Source organism: Xenorhabdus entomophaga, from assembly GCF_037996725.1.
Lineage (GTDB): Bacteria > Pseudomonadota > Gammaproteobacteria > Enterobacterales > Enterobacteriaceae > Xenorhabdus > Xenorhabdus khoisanae.
In genome coordinates, this window is sequence record NZ_JBBMXH010000003.1 from 1 (window position 1) to 24,615 (window position 24,615).

18 protein-coding genes are annotated in these 24,615 nt (G+C 40.9%); 10 read left to right on the top strand and 8 right to left on the bottom strand.

Annotated features, from left to right (window positions below; translation table 11 throughout):
- The first annotated feature begins 534 nt into the window (after positions 1–534).
- The 10 genes from AAC854_RS00895 to AAC854_RS00940 all read left to right on the top strand — a co-directional run bounded on the left by AAC854_RS00895 (position 535) and on the right by AAC854_RS00940 (position 15,006).
- Positions 535–2,349, top strand: a complete 1,815-nt coding sequence (locus tag AAC854_RS00895) for an IucA/IucC family protein (protein WP_422824013.1) — start codon at positions 535–537, stop codon at positions 2,347–2,349.
- 46 nt (positions 2,350–2,395) lie between these two features.
- The gene (locus tag AAC854_RS00900) at positions 2,396–4,660 is read left to right on the top strand and encodes a TonB-dependent siderophore receptor (protein ID WP_422824014.1); all 2,265 of its coding nucleotides are present in this window, start codon (positions 2,396–2,398) and stop codon (positions 4,658–4,660) included.
- Between the two features lie 97 nt (positions 4,661–4,757).
- Complete coding sequence (locus AAC854_RS00905; protein WP_340615485.1) at positions 4,758–5,801, top strand: iron-siderophore ABC transporter substrate-binding protein; 1,044 nt, start codon at positions 4,758–4,760, stop codon at positions 5,799–5,801.
- Complete coding sequence (locus tag AAC854_RS00910) at positions 5,788–6,798, top strand: FecCD family ABC transporter permease (RefSeq protein WP_340615486.1); 1,011 nt, start codon at positions 5,788–5,790, stop codon at positions 6,796–6,798. Before AAC854_RS00905 ends, AAC854_RS00910 begins: the two co-directional genes overlap by 14 nt.
- A gap of 3 nt (positions 6,799–6,801) precedes the next feature.
- The gene (locus AAC854_RS00915) at positions 6,802–7,848 is read left to right on the top strand and encodes a FecCD family ABC transporter permease (RefSeq protein WP_422824015.1); all 1,047 of its coding nucleotides are present in this window, start codon (positions 6,802–6,804) and stop codon (positions 7,846–7,848) included.
- Positions 7,848–8,663, top strand: a complete 816-nt coding sequence (locus tag AAC854_RS00920; protein ID WP_340615488.1) for an ABC transporter ATP-binding protein — start codon at positions 7,848–7,850, stop codon at positions 8,661–8,663. Before AAC854_RS00915 ends, AAC854_RS00920 begins: the two co-directional genes overlap by 1 nt.
- Before the next feature lie 23 nt (positions 8,664–8,686).
- Positions 8,687–9,454: a siderophore-iron reductase FhuF gene (gene fhuF / locus AAC854_RS00925; RefSeq protein ID WP_340615489.1), complete on the top strand. Its 768-nt coding sequence runs from the start codon at positions 8,687–8,689 to the stop codon at positions 9,452–9,454.
- Between the two features lie 250 nt (positions 9,455–9,704).
- On the top strand, positions 9,705–11,234 hold the full coding sequence (locus AAC854_RS00930) for a pyridoxal phosphate-dependent decarboxylase family protein (protein ID WP_340615546.1): 1,530 nt from the start codon (positions 9,705–9,707) through the stop codon (positions 11,232–11,234).
- Positions 11,235–11,284: 50 nt separating this feature from the next.
- On the top strand, positions 11,285–12,598 hold the full coding sequence (locus AAC854_RS00935; protein ID WP_340615490.1) for a lysine N(6)-hydroxylase/L-ornithine N(5)-oxygenase family protein: 1,314 nt from the start codon (positions 11,285–11,287) through the stop codon (positions 12,596–12,598).
- Positions 12,598–15,006 (top strand): GNAT family N-acetyltransferase, encoded by a 2,409-nt coding sequence (locus AAC854_RS00940; protein WP_340615491.1) that lies wholly within the window; start codon positions 12,598–12,600, stop codon positions 15,004–15,006. Before AAC854_RS00935 ends, AAC854_RS00940 begins: the two co-directional genes overlap by 1 nt.
- Before the next feature lie 325 nt (positions 15,007–15,331).
- On the opposite strand, the gene emrB is transcribed toward AAC854_RS00940, so the two are convergent.
- The 8 genes from emrB to proV form a co-directional block, all read right to left on the bottom strand.
- Entirely contained in the window at positions 15,332–16,873 is a 1,542-nt protein-coding gene (gene emrB / locus AAC854_RS00945; RefSeq protein ID WP_340615492.1) for a multidrug efflux MFS transporter permease subunit EmrB, read from the bottom strand.
- Between the two features lie 10 nt (positions 16,874–16,883).
- A complete protein-coding gene (gene emrA / locus AAC854_RS00950; protein WP_340615493.1) occupies positions 16,884–18,086 on the bottom strand; it encodes a multidrug efflux MFS transporter periplasmic adaptor subunit EmrA in 1,203 nt (400 codons plus the stop codon).
- A gap of 232 nt (positions 18,087–18,318) precedes the next feature.
- The gene (gene mprA / locus AAC854_RS00955) at positions 18,319–18,834 is read right to left on the bottom strand and encodes a transcriptional repressor MprA (protein WP_047962208.1); all 516 of its coding nucleotides are present in this window, start codon (positions 18,832–18,834) and stop codon (positions 18,319–18,321) included.
- A gap of 129 nt (positions 18,835–18,963) precedes the next feature.
- The gene (ygaH, locus tag AAC854_RS00960) at positions 18,964–19,299 is read right to left on the bottom strand and encodes an L-valine transporter subunit YgaH (protein ID WP_340615494.1); all 336 of its coding nucleotides are present in this window, start codon (positions 19,297–19,299) and stop codon (positions 18,964–18,966) included.
- Positions 19,292–20,083 carry an AzlC family ABC transporter permease gene (locus tag AAC854_RS00965; RefSeq protein WP_340615495.1) on the bottom strand — a complete coding sequence of 264 codons (792 nt, stop codon included), beginning with the start codon at positions 20,081–20,083 and terminating at the stop codon, positions 19,292–19,294. The genes ygaH and AAC854_RS00965 overlap by 8 nt, the downstream gene beginning before the upstream one ends.
- A gap of 197 nt (positions 20,084–20,280) precedes the next feature.
- The gene (proX, locus tag AAC854_RS00970; RefSeq protein ID WP_340615547.1) at positions 20,281–21,306 is read right to left on the bottom strand and encodes a glycine betaine/L-proline ABC transporter substrate-binding protein ProX; all 1,026 of its coding nucleotides are present in this window, start codon (positions 21,304–21,306) and stop codon (positions 20,281–20,283) included.
- Positions 21,275–22,432: a glycine betaine/L-proline ABC transporter permease ProW gene (gene proW, locus AAC854_RS00975; RefSeq protein ID WP_340615496.1), complete on the bottom strand. Its 1,158-nt coding sequence runs from the start codon at positions 22,430–22,432 to the stop codon at positions 21,275–21,277. Before proW ends, proX begins: the two co-directional genes overlap by 32 nt.
- Entirely contained in the window at positions 22,422–23,624 is a 1,203-nt protein-coding gene (gene proV, locus AAC854_RS00980) for a glycine betaine/L-proline ABC transporter ATP-binding protein ProV (protein WP_340615497.1), read from the bottom strand. The genes proW and proV overlap by 11 nt, the downstream gene beginning before the upstream one ends.
- Between the last annotated feature and the right edge of the window lie 991 nt (positions 23,625–24,615).

Below are 24,615 nucleotides of genomic sequence, written 5' to 3' on the forward strand. Positions count from 1 at the left end.
AATCCATAGAATGCAAATGTCAGATTGCGATGCGCCTGTTAGGGCGCGGCTGGTAAGAAAGCCTTATAGGCGCATATGAAAAACCCCCGGCTATGCCGGGGGATACTTATTTTTTACACGTTAATTTGGTGAGTCTGTTTTTATTCCTATGGGGATAATGTTCTATAAAACTAAATAATTACATATGTAATTGTTTTTATGTAAATTATTAGTCATATTTTATTTTCTGAGGTTTTTAATAACCCATATAAAATTTATGTTATTTATGGTTTATCCATATTATTAGGCTGTTCTATTAAACAGGGTGGCTAATTTCTCTAAATATTTTACTTTTTTAGGGTTGTTAATGGTAATGATTTTAATTATCATTTCATGAATTAAAAAAGAAATACCATAATGTTCGTGAGCCAGAATTAATACCCACTAGTTGGATAGTGATATCCAGGAATTTATATAAAGATGCATCACTCTGTTAGGCCATGTTTTGGAAACAAGAGTATGCAGAATATGAATGAAGGGCTTTATTAAATGTGTTTGTTGAATACTCATCAGGGTCATCAGACCTCCCATTTAACTAGGGAAAATTGGTTACACGCCAACCAACATCTTGTAGCAAAAATATTGCGTGAACTTTGCCATGAAAAACTCATCAAGCTAGTACATCATGGCAAAGAGCAATCTTATTCTGTTGAAATAAATAAATTTCAATATCATTTTCAAGCACAGTCCTACCAGCTTGATCATTTGGATATTGATGCTGCATCGATAACTAAACTTTGTCATGATCAATTGCAACCTTTAGATGCTATTGAATTGATTATTGAGTTGCGGCCATTATTGGATATTTCTGATAAATTACTGCCAATTTACCTCGATGAAATATCCAGTACGCTCTATGGATATGCCTTTAAATATGAAAACAATCGGCTGACTGCACAGGATTTAACTCAAGCAGATTATCAGACGGTGGAAACATCAATGAGTGAAGGGCATCCGGTATTTATTGCTAATAATGGTCGCATTGGTTTTGATGCCGATGACTATTTAGATTTTGCACCAGAAAGTGCCCATCCAGTGACATTAATTTGGATTGCGGTACATCGAAATAAAACGGTTTTCTCTTCACTATCCTCGCTTTCTTATTCACAGTTAATCGGAGAAGAATTAGAAAAATACTTGCCTGCACAGTTTGAGCGACAAATGCAGTCATTAGGATTGAATTTGTTAGATTATTATCTGATGCCTTTACATCCTTGGCAATGGAAACACCGTATCGCCATTAGTTTTGCTGCGGATATTGCCAAGCAGGAAATTGTTTATCTCGGTAAAGGTCATGACCGCTATTTGGCCCAACAATCTATTCGTACATTTTTTAATATCAGCCAGCCTAAGAAAAACTATGTGAAGACTGCGTTGTCAGTTCTCAACATGGGATTTATGCGTGGATTAGATCCGCATAGTATGGTGATGACTCCACAAGTTAACGAATGGCTCAGCAACTTGGTAGAAGCAGATGCTTTCTTTCAGGAAAAAGGATTCACCATATTGCGGGAACGGGCAGCGATAGGTTATTTCAATCACTACTTTGAATCAGCTATTAAGAAAGATAACCCACATAAAAAAATGTTATCCGCATTGTGGCGTGAAAGCCCAATGACGATTTTGAAAGAAAATCAACGCTTAATGACAATGGCTTCATTATTACACGTTGATCGAGAAGGCAATTCGGTAGTCGCTGCTTTGGTACAAGATTCAGACTTAACAGTTGAAGATTGGGTATCACGTTATCTGGATGCGTATCTTTCTCCATTATTGCGTTCTTTCTTCACCTACGATCTGGTTTTTATGCCACATGGCGAAAATCTGATGTTGGTATTGGAAAACAATGCACCAGTAAAAATGCTGATGAAAGATATTGGTGAAGAAATCGCCATCTTAAATGGTGAGCTTGAGCTACCCGAAGAGATTAATTTCTTGCATGTTACTATCAAGGATGAAATGAAAATAAACTACATTTTCCTCGATATATTTGACTGCTTTTTCCGCTATTTGATCCCGTTGTTGCAAAAACATCTTGCATTGTCGGAACTACGTTTTTGGGAATTGGTCGCCCATTGTGTTCATAGGTATCAATCACAACATCCGCATCAGATAGAGAAATTTCGCAAATTTGATCTATTTAAGCCTGATTTTGTGCGTACTTGTCTAAATCGTCTACAAATGTCGAATAACCAACAGATGATAGATCTTGATGATCGCGAGAAAAATCTGAAATTTGCTGGAACGTTAGTGAACCCACTTCATGCTTTACGCGAAAAATATTCTGTTGCTGTTGAGACAGACGAGTGAGGGAAACATCAAAGTGAACATAACAACAAATTATTTTGGTAACGGGATGAATAGAGGGATTAATCCAATTTTGCAACTAAATTATTTAACCAAAAGAACCCGGCTTTCTCTAATGATTCCGCTTATTTTGGCGGGAAATAATGTAGCTATGGCAGAAGAAGCACAAAGGAAGGAGGATAGGATTGTTGTAACGGCTGCATCGGTAGAACATGAAGGTATCACGGAAGATACGGGCATGTATAACACGTCATCAATGGTGACATCGACTGGCCTGAACTTGTCTGCACGTGAAACACCACAAAGCGTCAGTGTTATGACTAAACAGCGTATGGTGGATGAAAATCTGGATAGCGTTAAGAGTGCTATTGATAGCATCACAGGCATGACGGTTCACCAGGCTGATAGTGATCGTTTTACCTTTTCTTCAAGAGGAATGACGGTCAGAAATATGTTGCGTGACGGTGTACCTACTTTTTACGACATCCGTTTTAACTATGGTGATAACTTACTGGATACCGCCATCATTGATCGCCTTGAAGTCGTTCGTGGTGCTGCGGGGTTAATGGTAGGGCCGGGAACACCTTCAGCTGCCGTTAACGTGATTCGCAAACGCCCAACCAGTGATTTTCGTGGTGAGGCTACTTTAGGTGGTGGTTTCTGGGATAAGTGGCGGACTAGCCTTGATCTGTCTGGTCCATTAAATGAAAACGGAACTGTCAGAGGGCGTTTTGTTACTGCTTATGAGCGCTCCAATTCGTTTATTGATCGTGATAAACATGAGAAATATCCTTTTTACGGCATTCTTGAAGCGAATCTAACAGAAAATACTTTGCTGAGCATTGGCACTGATTATCAAATCAACCATACCCGCGGTGGAATGTTTGGTGGTTTGCCGATTTATTTTAAAGATGGCAGTAAAACTGATTACAAACGTAGTAACAGTTATGCGCCTGATTGGGCCTTCTCCAAAGTTCGTTCGTTTTCGACTTTTACCAGCTTGCAACACAAATTTGATAATGGCTGGAGTGTGAAAGGTACCTTTACTTATGACAATAACTCTCTTGATCAAAAAGTATTATGGGCGACCGGTTTCCCTGAACGTGCAACGAATGAAGGGATGTATCCGGGTAATATGACGTTGATTGACGGATCTCGTCGCCAGCGTAATTTCGATTTACAGGCAAATGGTAATTATAGGTTATTAGGGCACACGCATCACGCCAGCTTTGGTTTGAACTACCAGAAACAAAATTTCCAGAATGATTACTATTATGCCACTTGTATGCTTGAGAAAAATCCAAATGAAAACGATCAAGCCAATACAGGGAAAAGGAATAACTGTAAATATTTAGGAGATTTTACTAAATCTTCATGGAGTTATGCTGAGCCAACGTGGAGTAAGCAGAGAACAACAGGGTCTCATGGCTATATTGAACAAACCGCAGGTTATGCTGTTACACAACTCTCTTTAGCCGATCCAGTTACATTGATCCTTGGTGGACGTGTCACCAGTTGGAAAACTCGTGGTGATAACTTTGGTACGTCACAAAATGCCAGTTATAGTGATCAATTCGTACCGTATGGTGGGTTGGTTTACAACATAACACCGGATTTCTCGGTTTATGGCAGTTATACTAAAATTTTTGATCCAGAAAGCCGCATTGACCGTAGTAACCAACTCCTTAAACCCGTCTCCGGTGAAAACTATGAGCTGGGTCTGAAAGGTGTTGCCTTGGATAACGGTCTTGATTACTCATTGGCACTTTTCGAAATTCGTCAGAATAATTACACGGTTGATGATAATTCTGGAAAACCGAAAGCACCCGAAATTCCAAAGAATGCCAGAGTTTATAATGCAATCAATGGGGTAAAAACCCGAGGCTTTGAGGCTGAAGTCAGTGGTCAGATTACCGATGACTGGCGTATTTATGCGGGTTATACCCAATTCCGCGCGACTATGTCAGGTGGTAAGCGTACCAATACAGAAGATCCAAACCGCTTATTCAAATTGTTCACGACTTACACTTTGTCTGGTGTGATGAACGACTTAACGTTGGGTGGTGGTATTAATTGGCAGGGTAAAACATGGCGTGATCTTACCGGGCCTGATGGAAAAGTACGTCAGGATGGTCAAGGTAGTTTTGCCACTGTCAACTTGATGGGACGTTATCAATTCACGCCAGATCTTTCCCTGACAGTGAATCTGAATAACTTATTCGACAAGAAATACTACACCTCATTTGGTAGCTATACCCAGTACTACTATGGTGCACCGCGGAATGTTGAAGCAACTTTGCGTTATCAGTTTTAATTAAATCACGGACGGCGACAATGTATTTTTATCCATTTGAACAGCAATCGCTTGAACAACAATTTCTTGAACAACAAATAGTAAAGGGTAACTGGCAATGGTTTTGACACGTTGCAAAATGCTGGTTGCCGTACCGTTGATACTGCTGGCAAGTTTGTTGATTGGTTGTGACAAACCGTCAACTTCAAAACATTTACCGATGAACCACGCTGATTATCCTAAGAAAATTACTACTGCTTTAGGTACAGCGGTGATTAACCAGCCGCCGCAACGGATTGTGGCGTTGGGAACAGGTACTGAAGATATTTTGCTCGATCTGGGCATGATTCCTGTTGGCATTGAATCTCATCGCTGGGGCGGCGATGCTGAGGGATATTTGCCATGGTTCAGAGAGGAGGTAGAGCGGCGTGGTGCAAAATTACCTGCCATTATTGAAATGTATCCTGAATTGGATATTGAAAAGATCATCAATTTGAAACCAGATTTAATTTTGGCGACACAATCAGGTATCACGAGGGAACATTATGAGCATTTATCCCATTTTGTTCCCGTCGTTGCTTATCCGGAAAAGCCTTGGCAGACGACACCACGACAACAGATTGAGCTGGTGACACGAGCGTTGGGTAAAATAGAGCAAGGTGAAAAACTTATTGCTGAGCTGGATAACATGCTGACTCAGGCGGGAAGCACTATCCCTAATATTGCACATTATCATTTTGCCTATATTAAAGCAGGAACGACCGGTAATACCTTATCGCTCTACGTCAAAAACGATCCACGTGTGGATACGCTAATACATCTTGGTTTATCTCTATTTCCGTTGGCTGACTCCTTGACTGCACCTTTCGGTAATTTTTCCGCCAATATTGGTCTGGAAAATGCCGACTTGCTTAATGGCGCTGATATTTTAGTCACGTGGTACACCAATGAAAAAGAACGTCAGGAAACGGAAGCCCAGCCTTTATTTCGGTCTATCCGTGCTGTTGGTCAAGGGGGGTATATTCCATTGACCAATCAGTCCATTGTGATGTCCATGTCCTATGGTTCGCCACTTAGTTTACGCTGGGGATTACCCAAATTTATGCCGTTGTTAAAACAGGAATTGTTGAAGCAGGAGACAGCAAAACATGATGAACCCTAAACGGCGAATTGCTCTTACATTTGGGTTGATGTTCATGGTCGTGCTGACTTGCTTTTGTGTTATGGCCAGCTTAAGTTTAGGCTCAAAATCGTTGCCTTTGTCAGCAGTCTGGCAACATTACTGGCTAGGAGATAGTGGCAGTTATTACGATTTAGTGATCAATTCCCGTGAGCCTCGCACATTGATTGGTTTAATGGCTGGTGCGGCACTGGCATTGGCAGGGGCTGTGATACAAGGATTATTGCGCAATCCATTGGGTGATCCCGGATTGCTGGGTGTTAATGCAGGGGCAGCGGCTACCGTGGTCTGCTTTTCTTTCATTCCTGTTTTAGATGGAATACCTCGGTTTTGGACTGCGTTTATTGGCGCGAGTTTGTCTACCCTTTTGTTTTACCTGCTTAGCGGAAGATCACGCAGTACTCATCTTTCTCGGTTGGTCTTGACAGGCGCATCAATCAATATCTGTCTGTTTGCACTTGTGCAGGGTGTCATATTATTAAATCCACAAGTGATGGATAGCTATCGTTTTTGGACTATCGGTTCATTGAGTGCCATGTCATTGAGTGATGCCAGCTTGCTGATTCCTTATTTGCTGGTGGCAGTGATATTAACGCTTTCTTTGAGTTCTTCCTTAAATGTGATGGTTTTTGGCGAAGGGATTGCAGGCTCATTGGGAGTAAATGTTGCCCGAACCCGAATATTGTCTTTGCTGAGTGCGACAATGCTGGCGGCGGCTGCGACAGCAATGGCCGGCCCTATTGCGTTTGTTGGTCTGGCTGCCCCTCATTTGATGCGAGCATTGGTGGGTAGTGATTTCCGCTGGTTATTACCTTATTGCCTGCTTGCGGGTTCTTGCTTGCTCCTGATATCGGATGTAGTTGCTCGATTACTGATAGCGCCAGAAGAAATCATGGTTGGCATTATTACGGCGAGCATCGGTGCGCCTCTACTTTATCTGGTTGCGAAAAGTCGCGCCCAAAAAATGATGGCGGAATAAATGATGACACTGATACATTCGCCAATTAAGCAACCAAAAACGAAAACATTTAAACTGGGAAGCGCCGTTTTGCTTGCACCTTCATGGCAAGTGAGCAGGGTAGTTTTTTCTGTTTTACTACTCATTGTGGTGTTCTTTTACCTGTCTTTAGCGATGGGCAGGGAAGGGATTGATAATCCTTTTCTGTTGACAGAAACGCCTTATCAGAAATTTATCCTTATGGATATCCGCTTACCAAGAGCGTTAGTGGCAATTGGTGCGGGTATGACATTGGCACTTTCCGGTTCCCTTTTTCAGCTCACAACCCGTAATGCACTTGGCAGCCCGGATATCATCGGCGTTAATGGTGGAGCAGCCGTGGGGATCGTAATGGCGATGGTTGTTTGGCCTGATGTATTACCTGTTCCATTGGGTGCACTATTGGGTGCTATGTTTGCTGTCTTGTTGGTTTATCTCGGTAATAGCGCGGGAATCGGAAATATGTCGGCTAACAAGATCATTATTTCGGGAATTGCGATTGCTGCGTTGTGTACAGCATTTGTCGATTTTGCTTCCTCGAATATCCGGCTTGAACAGGCTCAACAACTGAAATCATTATTGAGAGGTAACCTTGCCAGTCAAAATTGGCGAAATGTTGCACTAATTAGCGGAATGATCATTTTCATTCCTGCTTTGTTTTGGTTAGGCAGGCAATTGAATTACACCCATTTTGGAGATGATCTGGCTAATACTCTTGGTGTACCTGTGCGTCTTATTCGGATTGTCAGCATATTATTGGCCGTAACTTTTGCCACCATGTCAGTATTGGTCGTAGGGCCAGTTGCATTCATCGCTTTGTCTGCCCCGCAAATTGCCCGACGCTTAGTGCGAAATAAGGGTATTGCACTGTTTTGTACTGCGTTGGTGGGTGCGTTGCTAATGCTGGCTTCTGATTTAATGACTCTGATATTACCGACTTCAGCCCGTTTACCAGTGGGGGTGATTACGGCTGTGGTTGGTGGAGTCTATTTGATGTATTTACTGTATTCCGAATTAAGGAGAACGCGATAATGTCATCGGATGATCATTCCCCAGAGATGGCTTCACGGCTGAAAGCCCATGATCTTTCATTGGCATACGGTAAAAGAACCATCATTAATGGTGTTAACCTTGCCATTCATGATGGTGAATTTAGCGTCATTATTGGCCCAAACGGGTGTGGAAAATCAACACTGCTACGGGCTATCAGCCGCAGTATGCAGCCCCAACGTGGGGAAGTCTTGCTGGATGGAACCAATATTCACCATCATAAGCCTAAATCAGTTGCTCGTGAGTTATCTTTGCTGACACAAGGCGCTATCGTTACTGAAGCACTGACAATTTATGAGCTTGTTTCTCGCGGGCGTTACCCCTATCAATCTTTCCTGCGTCAATGGTCGGCAGAAGATGAGAGAGTGGTCAATGAAGCGTTGAAGGCGGTGGATTTATGGGACATGTCACATAAATTGGTGAGTGAACTGTCAGGTGGACAGCGTCAGCGTGCTTGGTTTGCTATGACATTAGCCCAGCAGACACCAATTATTTTGTTGGATGAACCAACAACTTATTTGGATATTTCTCACCAGATTGAACTGCTTGATCTTTGTCAGGGCTTGCATCGGCAAGGTAAAACACTGGTATTGGTTTTACATGATATTAACCTTGCTCTGCGCTACGCCTCGCGTCTGATTATGATAAAAGATGGTCAGGTTTATGCAGAAGGTGTTCCTGAGGAAATTGTAACGGTACAAAATATTACCGATGTATTTGGTTTGGCATGTCGGATTATTCGTGATCCTGAATCTAACAAGCCATTGATTATTCCTAAATATAGACCCATAGCTTAGGATGAAAAATAGGAAAATATGAAATGACTGATAAGAATAATCATGACTCCATTAATTTGGCATCTGACATATCCATTGAAGATATAATTGATTTATTTGATGGTGCATTTGGACATTTTAATTCATCATTAAAAATAAATGTAGAAAATACTCCAGCAGGAAGTATGAATTTTTATCAATGGTCTAGTGAAGATGAGTTTTTGCTATTGATAAAACGTTACCAAGATTCATACTATAGTAATAATAATTTAAAACCAAATCAAAAAGGGCTTTATTCTTTATGGGCACAATGGTATTTTGGATTAGTTGTTCCACCAATGATGTTAATGTTGTTAGAATATCCTCGAGCTGTTGATACAGATTATAAGCTGTTTCAAGTGGAGTTTCATGAAACAGGTAGGCCAAATGTTGTTTATTATCAATTAACGTGGATGGACGAATCAATATCTTTATTGGAGCGTTATCATTCTATGTTGGATAGGCATATTATTCCTGTGTGTGAAAAAATTGAAACGTACCGAGGAATAAATGGACGTTTATTGTGGAATAATATTGGTTATGTAATGCATTGGTACTTAGAGAATTTCAAAGAAAGGATAGATAAAGAACAATATAATACATTAATACAGAATCTTTTCTTTGAGCAAATTCTGCCTGATGGCAGGGATAACCCGCTTTATCGGACAGTAATTATGAAAAATAATGCCATACAGCGCCGTTGTTGCTGCCAAAGAAATAAACTACCAGGAGTAGGGAATTGTCACGATTGTCCTCTTGAATCTACTGAATAAATAGAAGTTTTTTATTTATTATAAAATCAAAAATCATTATGGATGATGATATATAATGGCCTTAATGGATTAATGAAGGTATTTGGTTGTTTTAAAGAATAATGTCGAGCAATTATATAGAAGCATAATATATTTCGAGTTTCAGATAGAAAATCAGAGCTTGAAAAATAAAGAGTATAAAAGTTAAGGACATATAATGCCTGATAAAGCTAAAATTATTGCCGAACCGTTGGCTGAAAAGACACCTTCAATGGGGTATGGTTCTTTAGAAAATAGTGGTTTTTATCAACATTTATTTAATGGAGATAATGCTGATCGTTATTTAGAAAACGCTTGGGATGCTATTGTTAAGATAAAGAAAATATTAAAACAGACAAATAAGCCCTTTGGTGGGATTTTTCCTAATGAGTTATCATCATTATTTTCAAGTATAAATCTAAATAATCCAGTGGGTTCTTGGGAACTAGTTTTAGAGGAATTACATCATCTTTATTTTAAGGAAGCTGTTTATTTTCATCATCCGAAATACGTAGCTCACCTTAATTGCCCGCTTGTACTGCCAGCCGTGATTGCGGAAACAATAATAGGCGCCATCAATTCGTCAGTAGATACTTGGGATCAAAGCGCTGGTGGTACATTAATAGAGCAGAAAATTCTTGATTGGACGCTGGATAAGCTGGGATTGGGAAAAGAGTCTGATGGAATATTTACCAGTGGCGGAACACAATCAAATTTAATGGCGATGCTATTGGCGCGGGATTGGTTTTGTCATCAACGTAATCCAAAGCATAAAAATCAGCTGCATGGTTTACCTGCTGATTTTCATAAATTGCGTATATTTTCTTCATCCGTCAGCCATTTTAGTACACAGAAAGCAGCGGCGATACTGGGGTTGGGGTATAACTCGGTCATGTCGGTTCCTCATGATCATGAATTCTGCATGTCATCTCAAATGTTGGAGGCTGGCATCAAACAATGTCTTGAGGAAGGAAATATTCCTTTTGCCATAGTAGCAACGGCAGGCACAACAGATTTTGGCAGTATTGATCCATTGCCTATGATTGCTGATCTGGCGAAACAATACGGAATATGGCTGCATGTTGATGCTGCTTATGGTTGTGGGTTATTAGTTTCATCTCGCCATGGACATCTACTTCAAGGAATAGAACTGGCGGATTCTGTCACCGTGGATTACCACAAATCTTTTTTCCAACCTGTGAGTTGCAGTGCCTTTTTCGTCAAAGATAAGCAGCATTTCTCTCACCTGACTTATCATGCAGAGTATTTGAACCCTCTGAGCGCTGTTCAGGAAGGCACGCCAAATCTGGTTAACAAAAGTATTCAAACAACCCGCCGTTTTGATGCCTTAAAAATGTGGTTGACTTTGCGGATTATGGGAGCTGAACAACTGGGGCAGGCATTTGACAAAGTGCTGGATACCGCACAGGCCGCATATCGTTTAATGAAACAGCATTCTTGTTTTGAGCTTGTTCACCAACCAGTATTGAGTACGTTAGTTTTTCGCTTTATGCCGTCACAGTCACTTTCTGATGCTCATCTTGACCGCCTCAATGCAGATATCCGTAACGCGTTACTTAGAGAAGGGAATTGTGTTATTGCCGGAACAAAAATCAAAGGAAGGCAATATCTGAAATTTACTTTTCTCAATCCAGCAACAACCGAACAGCATTTACAAGAAATTGTGGATGAGATCGTTATGCAGGGAAACTTGTTGTTGATGGATCTTGCGTTTTCCAATGATGAACTTACTAGAAAATAATAATTGTTCTTTCCCAAATCAGTGGCATTTAGTATTTATTAGGAGTAACCATGAAAACCAAGATTTATGATTTTATCGCTATTGGAATTGGCCCATTTAATCTAGGCTTGGCCTGTTTGGTACAACCGATCCAAGAGATGAGCAGTTTGTTTATTGATCAGAAACCTGCTTTTGATTGGCATCCGGGCATGATGCTGGAAAACTCCACCATGCAGACACCCTTTATGGCAGATTTAGTGACATTAGCATCTCCTACTCATCCATTAAGCTTCCTCAACTATATCAAGCAGAAAGGGCGTATTTACTCGTTCTATATTCGAGAAAGTTTTTTCCTGATGCGCAAGGAATACAACCAATATTGTCAATGGGCAGCCGAACAGTTATCCAACCTGCGTTTTAATACACGGGTTGAGAATATCAGTCATGATGCTATATCTTCTCTTTATACCTTGCATTGCATAGATACATTAACGGAAGAAAAGCATGAGTTTTTCTGCAAAAAATTGGTGCTGGGAACAGGGCCTTCCTCTTATATTCCAAAATGTTGCAAGCCTTTTACTGAGCAGATGGTGACATCAGGAAATTATTTAAAAAATAAAGTTGCTTTACAGCAAAAGAAATCTATCACTGTATTAGGAAGTGGACAGAGTGCAGCAGAAATTTTTTACGATTTGCTTCAAGATATTGATATTTATGGCTATCAGCTCAATTGGGTAACACGTTCTCCGCGTTTCTTTCCTCTTGAATATACCAAGCTGACATTAGAAATGACGTCACCTGAATATGTGGATTATTTCTACGGTTTGCCGGAAAACAAGCGTGATGCACTGAATCGTACGCAAAAATCGCTTTATAAAGGCATTAACAATTCACTTATCAATGAAATTTTTGATTTGATGTACATCAAGCGACTAAATGGGGAGTTGGATGTTGCGTTGTACACCAATAGCGAATTACGACAAGTACACCAGATAACAGAAGAACAGGGCGTAGATAAGAAACTGGTGTTGGATTTATTCCAGCAAGAGCAAGAAGCAGAATTTTCTCTGGCTACGGAAGGAGTGGTACTTGCCACTGGTTATCAGTATCAAACGCCTGGTTTTATCGAAGGCATACAACATCTTATCCGCTGGGATAAGCAAGGGCGTTATGACGTTCAACGAAATTACAGTATTGACCATAACAATGAAATCTTCGTGCAAAATGTTGAACTGCATACCCACGGTTTTGTGACACCCGATTTGGGAATGGCGAGCTATCGTAATTCACGTTTGATCCAAGAAATCACAGGTGCTGAATATTATGTGATAGAAAAAAGTATTGCATTCCAACAATTTGGTGTTGTTAGTGAAGAGGTTATCTGATGTCTACTGTTATCTCTGCATCATTTGAAAAAACAGTTTCTGAGTTGGGTACATTTTCCTTGCGTCCGATAGTTCTGGCAGACGATATTGAGGTTATTACTGATTGGGTTAACCGGGATTATGCTTATTATTGGGGAATGCAAGGTCAGACTAAGCAGCAAGTAAACTATTTTTACCAAGACCTACTTATCCGCCAGCCTGATTCCGTCTTCATCGGTGCATATCAGGGGCAACCAGCTTTTTTGTTGGAATGCTATCGTGCGCAAGAGGATCTGATAGGGCAATATTATCCAGCACGTCCTGATGATATGGGAATGCATATTCTGGTTGCTCCGCCAGAACAAAAAATCAGGCAATTCACTTGGGGAATTTTTCAGACAGTGATTGCATTCATTTTCAGTAATTCTGCAATCAAACGCATTGTGGTTGAACCTGACATGCGTAATGAAAAAATTCATCGTCTTAACTTACGGGCAGGTTTTGTTTACGAAAGAACGGTACAGTTGCCACACAAAACTGCCGGGCTGGCATTTTGTACAAGGGAGCAGCATCAAATGGCATTACAAACAGACATATTAGCAGAATTGACTAATCAGAATCATTGCTTTGTCAGTCACTTACATCCAGCTATTTGGCAGAAAGTTAATCGTCTGCATTTGAAGAAAGCCATTTCAGAATTTGCCCATGAATGTTTATTATTTCCAGAGCAATTGACAGAAAAAACGGATCAAGAAGGTTATTACAGTTATCGCTTAGATAATCATGAATACTCAGTTAACTACTATTTTCGAGCTCGTAGATTGGCATTGGATCACTGGTTGATTGACTCTGACTCATTACGAAAAATGCAGGCTGGGGATTGGGTTGAGCTGGATTTCATACATTTTGTTATTGAATTCAAAAAGCAACTGGGTATTAGTGATAACGTGATGCCGACTTATCTGGAAGAACTGACCAGCACATTGCATAGTAGTTCGTTTAAGCATCACCGTACGGGTATCAAAGTGGAAGAGCTGGTCAATGCTGATTTTCAGACAATTGAGGCAGAAATGATGGAAGGGCATCCCATTTTTGTTGCTAATAATGGGCGAATTGGTTTTGATGCAGATGACTTTAAAAACTTTAGTCCTGAATCAGCTTGTGATATGCGTTTGGTGTGGTTGGCAGCACATAAGAGTAAAGCCCACTTTGCTTGTATTGAACAACTCAGTTACGAACAACTGTTAGAACAGGAATTGGGGCAATCTGAGATTGATAAATTTAATCATCAGCTTATTCTTTTGGGGTTGAATCCAGAAGAATATCTGTTCATGCCTTTTCATCCGTGGCAATGGCAAAATAAATTGCCTTCTATATTTGCTCATGATATTGCCACCCGGAAACTTGTGTATTTAGGTAAAGGAACGGATGTTTATCAGGCACAGCAATCAATACGAACGATGTTTAATCGTAGTCATCCTCAGCGTTATTATGTTAAAGCGGCTCTCTCGATTCTTAATATGGGATTTATGCGGGGCTTATCGCCTTATTACATGGCGACAACACCTGGTATTAATGATTGGCTGTTTGATTTGGTGCAAAAAGATAAAGTCCTGCAAGGCTGTGGTTTCCGGATTCTGCGGGAAGTAGCCAGCATAGGGTTCAGAAATAGCTACTACGAACAGGCTATTCAGGGAGATACACCTTATAAGAAAATGATGGCGGCACTGTGGAGAGAAAATCCATTACAATTGATTGAGCCGAATCAAAATGTGATGACAATGGCAGCGTTATTACATCATGATCAACATGGAAAGGCGTTTTTACCAGCCTTGATAGCTGCATCAGGATTGCGAGTTGATGAATGGGTGCATCGTTATCTGAATTGCTATTTCGTGCCATTACTCCATTGTTTATATGCTTATGATCTGATGTTTATGCCACATGGCGAAAATATCATCATAGTGCTGGAAGATCATGTTCCACAATATATTTTTATGAAAGATCTGGCAGAAGAAATTTTGGTCATGAATTTGGATACGGAATTACCAGAAAAAGCCAGTCGGGTGAAAGTTGATATGCCAGAAGAGATGAAAACGTTAACGATTCTGTCCGATGTATTCGATGGCGTGTTCCGTTATTTGGCAGCAATCCTTCATGAGCAGGCAGAATATACACAAGAAAAATTCTGGCAAGCTGTAGCACATTGTATTTTAGATTACCAGTCTCAGCATCCGGAATTTAGTCAACAGTTTAAGCAGTATGAACTGTTTACACCAGAAATTAAACGCTGTTGTTTGAACCGCCTGCAAATTGCTAACAACCGTCAGATGCTCGATTTATCTGACCCCGCTCAGAGTTTTAAATTTGCGGATAATTTGACTAATCCAATTGCTCCATTTGCTAATCACTTGGTAAATACTCTTTAGTGAGCAGCTATAAATTTTTTATCTGAAATGTTTAAACCTCACCGATAAAGATGAGGTTTTTTATTTCCGTTTATCCCCTCGGTATATCTTTATGTCGTATCTTATTGAATAACCTATTAATAAAATTACTTTAATATCGATGTTTTTCAACAAGATATTCCAATTTCATTTATGTTAGACGGTCTATTCATGTGGAGAACTTTGCTATGGGAATGAAATTTCAGTATGACGGAAAGAGGATAAATTGAAGGTATGGTGAATAATTCCCAATGTTTTTCATAACGGGAGCGGATGCTCCCGTTACTATCAAAGCCAATCAATCTTTTTAATGCGCTCCGCCTTGATCTTGTTTCCCCGCAGAAAATGGCGGTTTTGCCATCCAAACTAATAATGTCAAAACAAGGAACACGCCTGCTGACAGCCAAAAGATTTCATTGGCAGAAATAATTAATCCTTGTTGGGTGATCTGTTTTGCCAGATAAGCTGCGATCTGCGTATCATTCATGCCTAACTGACTTAATTGGTGATGAATTTGCTGATAGTTCGGGTTATATGGATTGATGTATTCAGTAAGGTTTGAATGGTGTATCGATTCACGCTGTGTCCACATTGTGGTTGTGAGGGATGTCCCGATTGAACCGGCCAATATACGGGTAAAATTTGACAGGCTGGAAGCCGAAGCCATTTGCTCTGGTGCAAGCCCTGATAAGGTAATGGTTGTCAGTGGCATAAAGAAACATGCCATAGCAAGTCCCTGAAAAAATTGAGGCCATGCAGCGGTGGCAAAATCCATACCCGGCTCAAATGTATATGCCCGCCAATAGAAACAAGCAGTGTAAGTGACGAAACTGAATGTCACGATGTAGCGCATATCTATTTTATGCCCAAATTTACCAATAATCGGGGAAAGCAACAGCGGCAACAACCCGACAGGCGCAGCCGCAAAACCAGCCCACGTTGCGGTATAGCCGAAAACTTCTTGCAATAATTGTGGCAGCAAGACAATCGAACCGAAGTACATCATGAAGCCAAGGCTGATGCTCAATGTCCCAATAGAAAAATTACGCTTCTTAAACAGCGATAGATCGATAATCGGGTGGTCATCCGTCAGTTCCCATATAATTAAGAACGTCAGTGCAATCACTGCAATAAGAGTGAGGATTATAATTTCGGTAGAATTAAACCAGTCAAGCTCCTTACCTTGGTCGAGCATGGTTTGCAGGCAACCTATGCCAATCACCAGCAAAAATAATCCTCCAATATCAATTGGATTAATCGCAGTCTCTGTTTCCCGGCCACGCAATATTTGCATAACAGCAAAGATAATAGCGATACCAAGGGGGATGTTAATAAAGAAAATCCATCCCCATTGGTAGTTGTCACTGATATATCCCCCTAAGATAGGGCCGCAAATAGGCGCAACAACTATCATTACTGACCAAAGCGCTAACGCCATGTTTCGCTTAACTGGTGGGTAATTATTGAGTAACAAACTTTGGCAAAGAGGAAGTACCGGTCCTGCTGCGAGTCCTTGGATAATACGGAATAAAATTAGCATACCAAGGCTATTGGAAACACCACATAGCCAAGATGCAAGCGTAAAAATCGCAGTAGCCCAGAGGAACAGTTTCACTTCACCAAAGCGCTTTGCCAGCCAACCCGTGATTGGTATAGAAATAGCGTTTGCGACACTAAAAGAAGTGATGACCCATGTTCCCTGCGAGATTGAAGCCCCTAAATTACCCGCAATTGTTGGTATGGCGACATTGGCAATAGTGGAGTCGAGAACAAGCATGAAAGTTGCCATTGCCAGTGAAATGGTCAGAAGAGCAAGTTTCGCGCCTGTCAGTGGTTCTCTGTTTCCCATGACTCTCCCCTTAAATCGGGTTTCCTAGGTTACTATTAATGACGTCAGTAACTATTTGGTTGGCAGAAGCCATATCTATCGTCAACGCATTTGTGTGATAGGCAGGAAGAGAGCGTTCGGTGGTTGCCAACGTAGTTCCATCGGTGTTTGCTGTATCCACGTTGACTACTGTTGATAAGCCAATCCGCAGGGGATGCTGTTTTAATTGTTCAGCATCAATCTCAATTCGGACGGGTAAACGTTGAACCACTTTAATCCAGTTACCGCTGGCGTTTTGTGCCGGTAATAAAGAAAAAGCACTACCGGTTCCCATATCAATACCTGCAACTTTGCCCGTATAAACAACATCCTTGCCATAGAAATCACTGATGATTGTGGCTGGTTGCCCGATACGCATATTTGCAAGCTGGGTTTCTTTGAAATTGGCTTCAACCCACATATTGCTGGCAGGAACGATAGCCATTAATGGTGTCCCTGAATTAATGCGGGAACCAACTTGAACGCTACGGCGTGCAACATAGCCATCGACAGGGCTGACAATCTGGGTTCTCTGTAAAGCAAGCCAGGCATCACGAACACCAGACGCGGCTTTTTCAACAGCAGGTTGTTTTTCCAATGGAGTATCTAAAATAGTTGCCTGATTGCTTTTATATTGCGCAATGGCAATATCCAGCTTGGCTTGAGCAGTTGAAACATTTTCACGCATATGTTGCAACTCTTCTTTGCCGATCATCTCCTTGGCTCCCAGCACTTCTCTCCGGTTAAGGTCACTTTGTGCTTTCTTGAGAGCGATTTTTCTCAATTCAATGGTTGCTTGATATTCTTTACTGGCGATCATGCACTGATGAGTGATTCGAACAGTATTCGCCAATTCATTTTCAGCTTTTTTCAAGGCTAATTCAGCGTCACGGGCATCAAGCTGTACCAGGACATGCCCACTTTTTACATAATCAGTATTGTCAAAATTAACGGTAATCACACTTCCCGCAACTTGCGACATGATTTGTACTTGGTTACCTGTTACATAGGCATTATCAGTTTCTTGGTGATGACGTAAAACGAGAAACCAGTAAACGGTATAAATGACACCAAGAGTGAGGAAGAGTAGCGTCAGTGACGTAATGATATTGCGGCGCTGCCGTTTCTTATTACTACTTTTTTGGCTCGTTTTTAGATTTGACGGCGAGAGCTGCATGTTCTCACTAGCACTCATAGAGAATCTCCGTATTTTTTATTCACTAATATTATTGTGATGACTGCACTAAACACGCCTCCAGTAGTGTGTAGACACTACTGGAGGCGTGAGCGATATGGATTCAAATATTATCTGAAGATAATAGTTAGCCATATGAGGTATCTGATGATACTGGCTAGCGGAAAAGTTTTTTTAGGTCATGTTGCTATAACATGTTTATTGATTCAAAACTGATCAGAAATAGAGATGATTACTTATTAAAACAATCACCAATATTATCTAATTGATTCAATACTTTTCTCATCAATTTTTCTAACTGTTTTTGCTCCTCCAGTTCGAGAATGGACCAAAGTTTAACCAGGCACTCATGCTGGGGTGGGAGTAAACCATTCAAGAAACTTGAACCTTTTTCGGTTAGATGAAGATGGAGGCAACGGCGATCATTATGGCTCTCCTTTCTTTCTATCCAGCCTTGCTTTTCTAATTCATCTGCAATTCGGGTTGCATTTGTACGGGAAGAGCCCAATGCCGCACTGAGTTCTGATGGCTGAATACTACGACTTTCTTTGGTATCCAGAATCATCAGAGCCATAAACAAGGTTTCATTGATTCCTTGTGCTTTCAGCATGTTGTTACGATTTTCCAGAATTTTGCTCTGGACATGCATTGACAAGCGAGTGAGTAATATCTCTTGATAGGGCAAACTTTTTTGCTGTGCAACACGGCAATTAAGTAACTCTTCTGTGGGAGTGAATGAACTTTCCATTGTTTAGATACCTTATTAGTTTCAACCGGTAAAGTAACGTCTGTTAAAAACCCTACAAATACTATATTAAAAGTTAAATTTAGCAATTATAGTTATTTATTATCATCATATTTATTTAAATATTGATACCTAATTCATAAATACCTTGAATATTATCCCAAAAACAGCAGCACCCGATAGTGTGGAAATGATGATGCTTTTGGTTTTATAGAAACATAAGCAGATAGTCAGGCACCCTATTAGGGTTGGTATCAATTTATTGTGTTCTTTTATCACGTCAGGAATACCTGAGACGATGAGAAGCGAGCAAATTGATGCAACGCCAATGCTATCCAGTATGACGCCCATTTTTCCCGCTTTTGCGGTAGGTGAGCGATTAGCACCTAAACGCAGGGGAAGATAGCGGAATAGAAAGTTGGCAATGCCCACAATAAGGCCGATAAGAAGTATTTTATTATCAATCATATGATGTGCTTTTACTCAACTGTGCGTTTTTGGCTTGCAGAAGGGCTGCTAAACAGCCTCCCGTGATCCCTGCAAGAATGGCGATGGGGATTGAGAAAAGTGTCACCCCGACTAAAGCCCCCAATAAGGCAGCGGTAACACAGTAGCTATTCTGTTTTTTGAAGGAGGCTAATAAGAAACTGAGAAACAGTGCGGGAAGCATAAACGTCATTGCTGCTTCAATTGCTGGATATGAGTCCAGATAACCATTACCCAATACAGTTCCTGCCACAGTACCCAACACCCAGGAGAGCCAAGAACACAGAGCAATGGCGATCATCCAATTTTCACTCCAACTGCGCTGGTTTTTTATTAATTTAGTTGTTGCTGCGGCAAAAACCTCATCTGTCAGGCCAAAAGCCCAAATAATGGTTTTCTTTTCTGATAAGGGTTGTTTAATGCGATAGCGTAAAGCAGGGCCATACAGAATATGGCGAATATCCATCGCCATCACCGTTAATGCGGAAACCCACAATGACATTCCTGCGCTGAGTAGGGCAGTGATTACAAACTGGCTGGCCCCTGCATAAATGACGCAGGAAAAAAATATGGCTTCTAAAGGTGTAAAACCCAGTTTGACTGCGCTTAGGCCAAATGCAAACGAGATGGGAACATAGCCAATGACAATAGGGAGACTATCAAAAATCCCTTCTTTGAATGAAGAAATTCTGCCTGGGTGAGGTTCTTCGGGGAGAGGGGTATCAGCTACTGGTATGTCAGGTGCGGATTTATCGGGTGTTTGCATGGCATATTTTATTTTTTGTTAATAGATAAAGTAACATTAACAAAATATGATGAAAGTGAAAATGTAAAACGTATAAATTATTTAATTAATGTTATTTAGAACAAAGGGATTAGAGGGAACTTGAGATAAAATGAGGAAAGCCGTGAAGTTTTGTTAATATTTTCACGGCCCTATCAGTATAGCGGAAGTACAGAGAGTCAGTTGCTTTGATGAGCTGCATTTCTGGCTGCATTTAACCAGTCATCCACGGTTTTCTGGTGTGCCCTAATCCAGCCTTCAGCCTGACGTTCAATATCAGCTTCAGAAATTTTAATGCTGTGCATACGCTGATTCTGCGCATTGATATCAGCAACCGGTAATTTCATGACAGCAAAAAGTGTTGCAGCAGCGGGGTTCTTTTCTGCCCAGGCTTTGTTTGCCACGATGTGCATGGTACTGGGAGGAAAACCATAGTTATGACCGTTAGGTAATTGAGTATCAATGGATTCATCATCGCCGAGAGCGGAGAAAGGAACTTGCAGCCAGATGACATCTTTTCCGGGTTTCAGGACATCACTGACCCAATAAGGTGTCCAGGTATAGTAAAGGATCGGTTTGCCTTCCCGATAACGGGCAATGGTATCTGCCATCATGGCAGCATAGTTTCCTTGGTTATGTTCCACGGTATTTTTCAATCCATAAGCTTTTAACTGGCGGTTAATCGCTTTTTCACACCCCCAACCAGGATTACAACCGGTTAAATCTGCTTTGCCATCTCCGTTGCTGTCAAACAGCTTAGCAAGTTTAGGATCTCTGAACTGGGCTATATTGGTGATTTGGTATTGTTCTGCTGTTTTTTTATCAATGAGATACCCTTGAACCGCGTTTTCGACATATTTTCCCTTGCGATAAAACATATTATCGCCTCCGGCCGCTTTATATTGAGCGTTATGAAGCGGCTCCCAATTGACGGACATAAATGTGGCATCACCGGAGGCAATGGAAGCATAAGCGACGTTATAATCAACCTCTTTGATCGGTTTGACATCATAACCGAGTTTTTCCAATGCCTTGCAGACAATTAATGTCTGGAATGTTTCTTCACTGATTGTGCTTTGGAGTGGCTGTACACTGATGCCCTTGCCCGGAAGATCAGCCGCAAATAAGGAAAGGCTCATCAATGCTGACAGGATTACGCCTAAGACTGCTCCCTTATTTATGATCTTTTTGCATAAAGCTATCATGCTGCGCATGATTATCTCCTCCGTTATGTGTCGGACCAGATATCATTTTTTGTGGATTTTTAGGGTAAGAAATTTTTTGTTTGGCTGAGGATAATAGTAGGTTCAGTAATCCTATCGGCCCTGAATGATACCAATGGCTTTTTCTGGCACGGGTATTTTTTCCCAGAGATTGGGTTAGGCGGTCAAGGATAATGGCGAGAATGACAATTCCCACGCCTCCAACAGATGCCAGCCCTATATCAAGGCGGCCAATACCGCGCAAAACCATCTGCCCCAAGCCGCCCACTGCTATCATAGAAGAAATGACAACCATGGAAAGTGCTAACATCAATGTTTGGTTCACACCAGCCATAATTGTAGGCATGGCTTGAGGAAGCTGAACTTTGAACAACATTTGCCGTGGGCTTGCACCAAATGATTTGGCGGCTTCAATCAAATCATCGGGAACCTGTTTGATTCCCAGAATGGTCAGCCGAATCATGGGAGGTAAAGCAAAAATGATAGTCACCATGACGCCAGGCACATTACCGATGCCAAATAACATCACGATTGGGATCAGATAAACAAAAGCGGGTGTTGTCTGCATAGCATCCAGCAAGGGACGAATCATGTTGGCAACCCGATCATTGCGAGCTAACCAGATCCCGAGAGGCAGCCCGAGCAGAATACAGAACAGCAGGGCGGTAAGTACCAATGCCATGGTTATCATGGCTTCTGACCATGCTCCAATTGCCCCAATGAACATCAGTGAAATGAAGGAAATACCTCCCATTTTTGCTCCGGCGAGCTGCCATGCCAGAAATGCAAAAAATACAATGGTAATGGGGGCTGGTGTTGTGATCAGGAATTGTTCAAAACCATTGAGGATAAAATCGACGGGAACGCGGATTGCCTGAAACACAGGTCGGAAATGCACAACAATCCAATCGATAATATTGGTCACCCATGAATCAAACGGAATGAGTTTGTGCTGAAAAGGTGACATGATATTAAAGTGCTCTGGCGGGATATCGCTGGTTGTATTTAGCCAGTCATAGTTCCCTGATGGAGAGGCAGTGGCAGTATCCATCCAAGGATCACTGACGATTGTCGGATCAGTGTTTATTTGTGGAGGATTATTTTTCATTGGGAGCCTCTTTATCTAAGGCTTGTAACAAAATTCCTTTGGAAATAACGCCTAAATAACGGCCATTATCTCCAATAACAGGAACTGCACAGGGAGATTGCACCACGGTGGATATCAATTCATTCAGTGGAGTTTCTGCCGAGACAGCAGCTGGTTTTTCCAATATGGCCTGCTCGATGGTTTTTTCTTCTGCCAATGCCTGCTGTAGGGAATTGACAGATACCACTCCAATAAACTTCTGGCCCTTTTCGATCAGATAGCCATAACTTCTATCTTCGTCATCCAACACTTTCAGAGCTGAGCGGGGGCCGAAACCTGCGGTGATATAGAGTAGAGATTCTGGTCGGCGGCGGGCAATGTCTTTTGCTGAGAACACATGGCTGATGTCTACGCCACGGAAGAAAGCCCTGACATAATCATTCGCAGGATTATTCAGGATTTCATCAGGTGTGCCCACTTGTACAATGATACCCCCTTGCATGATAGCAATACGATTGCCAATACGCATCGCTTCATCTAAGTCATGGGAAATGAAAACAATAGTGCGTTGTTGCTCTCCCTGTAGGCGCAATAATTCATCTTGCATTTCGGTACGGATCAGGGGATCGAGGGCTGAGAACGCCTCATCCATTAACAAAATATCGGGGTTGTTGGCTAATGCTCTGGCTAGTCCAATGCGTTGTTGCATACCGCCAGAAAGTTCGTCGGGATATGACAGAGCGTAATTTTCCAAATTCACTTGTTTCAGCGTTTCAAGTGCTTTTTGATGGCGCTTTGCTTTGGGAATACCGGCAAGCTCCATTCCAAATGCAGTATTTTCCAAAACATTCAAATGCGGCATGAGTGCAAATGATTGGAAAACCATACTGATTTTACTACGTCGAACGCTGCGTAACTGGGTTTCTGTCATGGTTGAGATATCTTCGCCATCGATGAGTACCTGACCTTTAGTTGGCTTTATCAGGCGATTGAGAAGACGTACTAGTGTGGACTTACCTGAACCAGATAATCCCATGATCACAAATATTTCGCCTTCTTCAATAGCCAGATTGGCATCCTGCACACCGACGGTTAATCCTGTTTTTTCAAATATTTGCTCTTTACTGAGGCCAGAAGATAATAACTTAAAAGCTGGTTCAGGAGGATCACCGAATATTTTATAAAGGTTCTTAATTTCAAGTTTAATGGTCATGTGAAAATATTTTCCTGTTGTTGATGATATATTGTGTCTGATTGCTCCAATGCTATTTTTTCCAATACATACCCTAACATATCGAAATAAACGGACAACACATTATCTGAATTTATTAATAAATAATTGACTTTTCTTATGAGAGATTACTGAATTCATAAGGAAGGCTATATATCAATTTGATTAAGGTTTTTTGAGGTGAAAAATTAATCTGGTGGGGTTTTTATATCTTTTTGTTATTTAATTGGTTTTTCCGTCCGTGACGTGATAGTTTTTAATATGACTTGATGGTGTGGATCATATTTAATTGGTTTGTTTTTTGTTTTTCATTAAATTTAAAAATTAACTGTATAAGTTATCTTAATTAAATATTTGTTCATGTTTATCTTATTGATTTTTTGAGTTATTGTTTTTATAGGACGGAGGTTATCTAAGATTTTAAGTGATGATATTGAACCCTGATTTCTGATAATCATGTTATTCATAAGGTTTATTCAATATAACTATAGCATAAAGTTGAAAATAGTATTTTCTGTCAGATAAATATTGCTATAACAATGTGATGGATAATGATAATACTTGTCACTGGCTATGTTTTATTACCTGAGAAGTTCTGAAGTTGAATTTAATATTCAATCATTGATAAACATCAAGTCGCAGTGCCGTTGAAAAAGACGCTCCCCACTAAGTGAAGGCAATGACTGTCATTAGCTATTATGACAAAAAACTAACGCTTTAAAAAACAGTAGGATGCAGAAAAAAGGAGCATGCAGGAGGCAGAGGTTCACTTCAGAAATGAATAATTTTCATCACATCCTATTTTGCTGTGAAAGCTTTTAATAGCTAGATATAGCAAGGTTTTTCGCATCATTGATTCATGGCGAACTGTGTAGTGTATGCCTTTCGTCATTCATTTGTTGTTTGGCTGGGTGAGTTTATTTACTACAATCTATTGGTTTTATACCACAGTGTTTGCCATAAATGATAACGC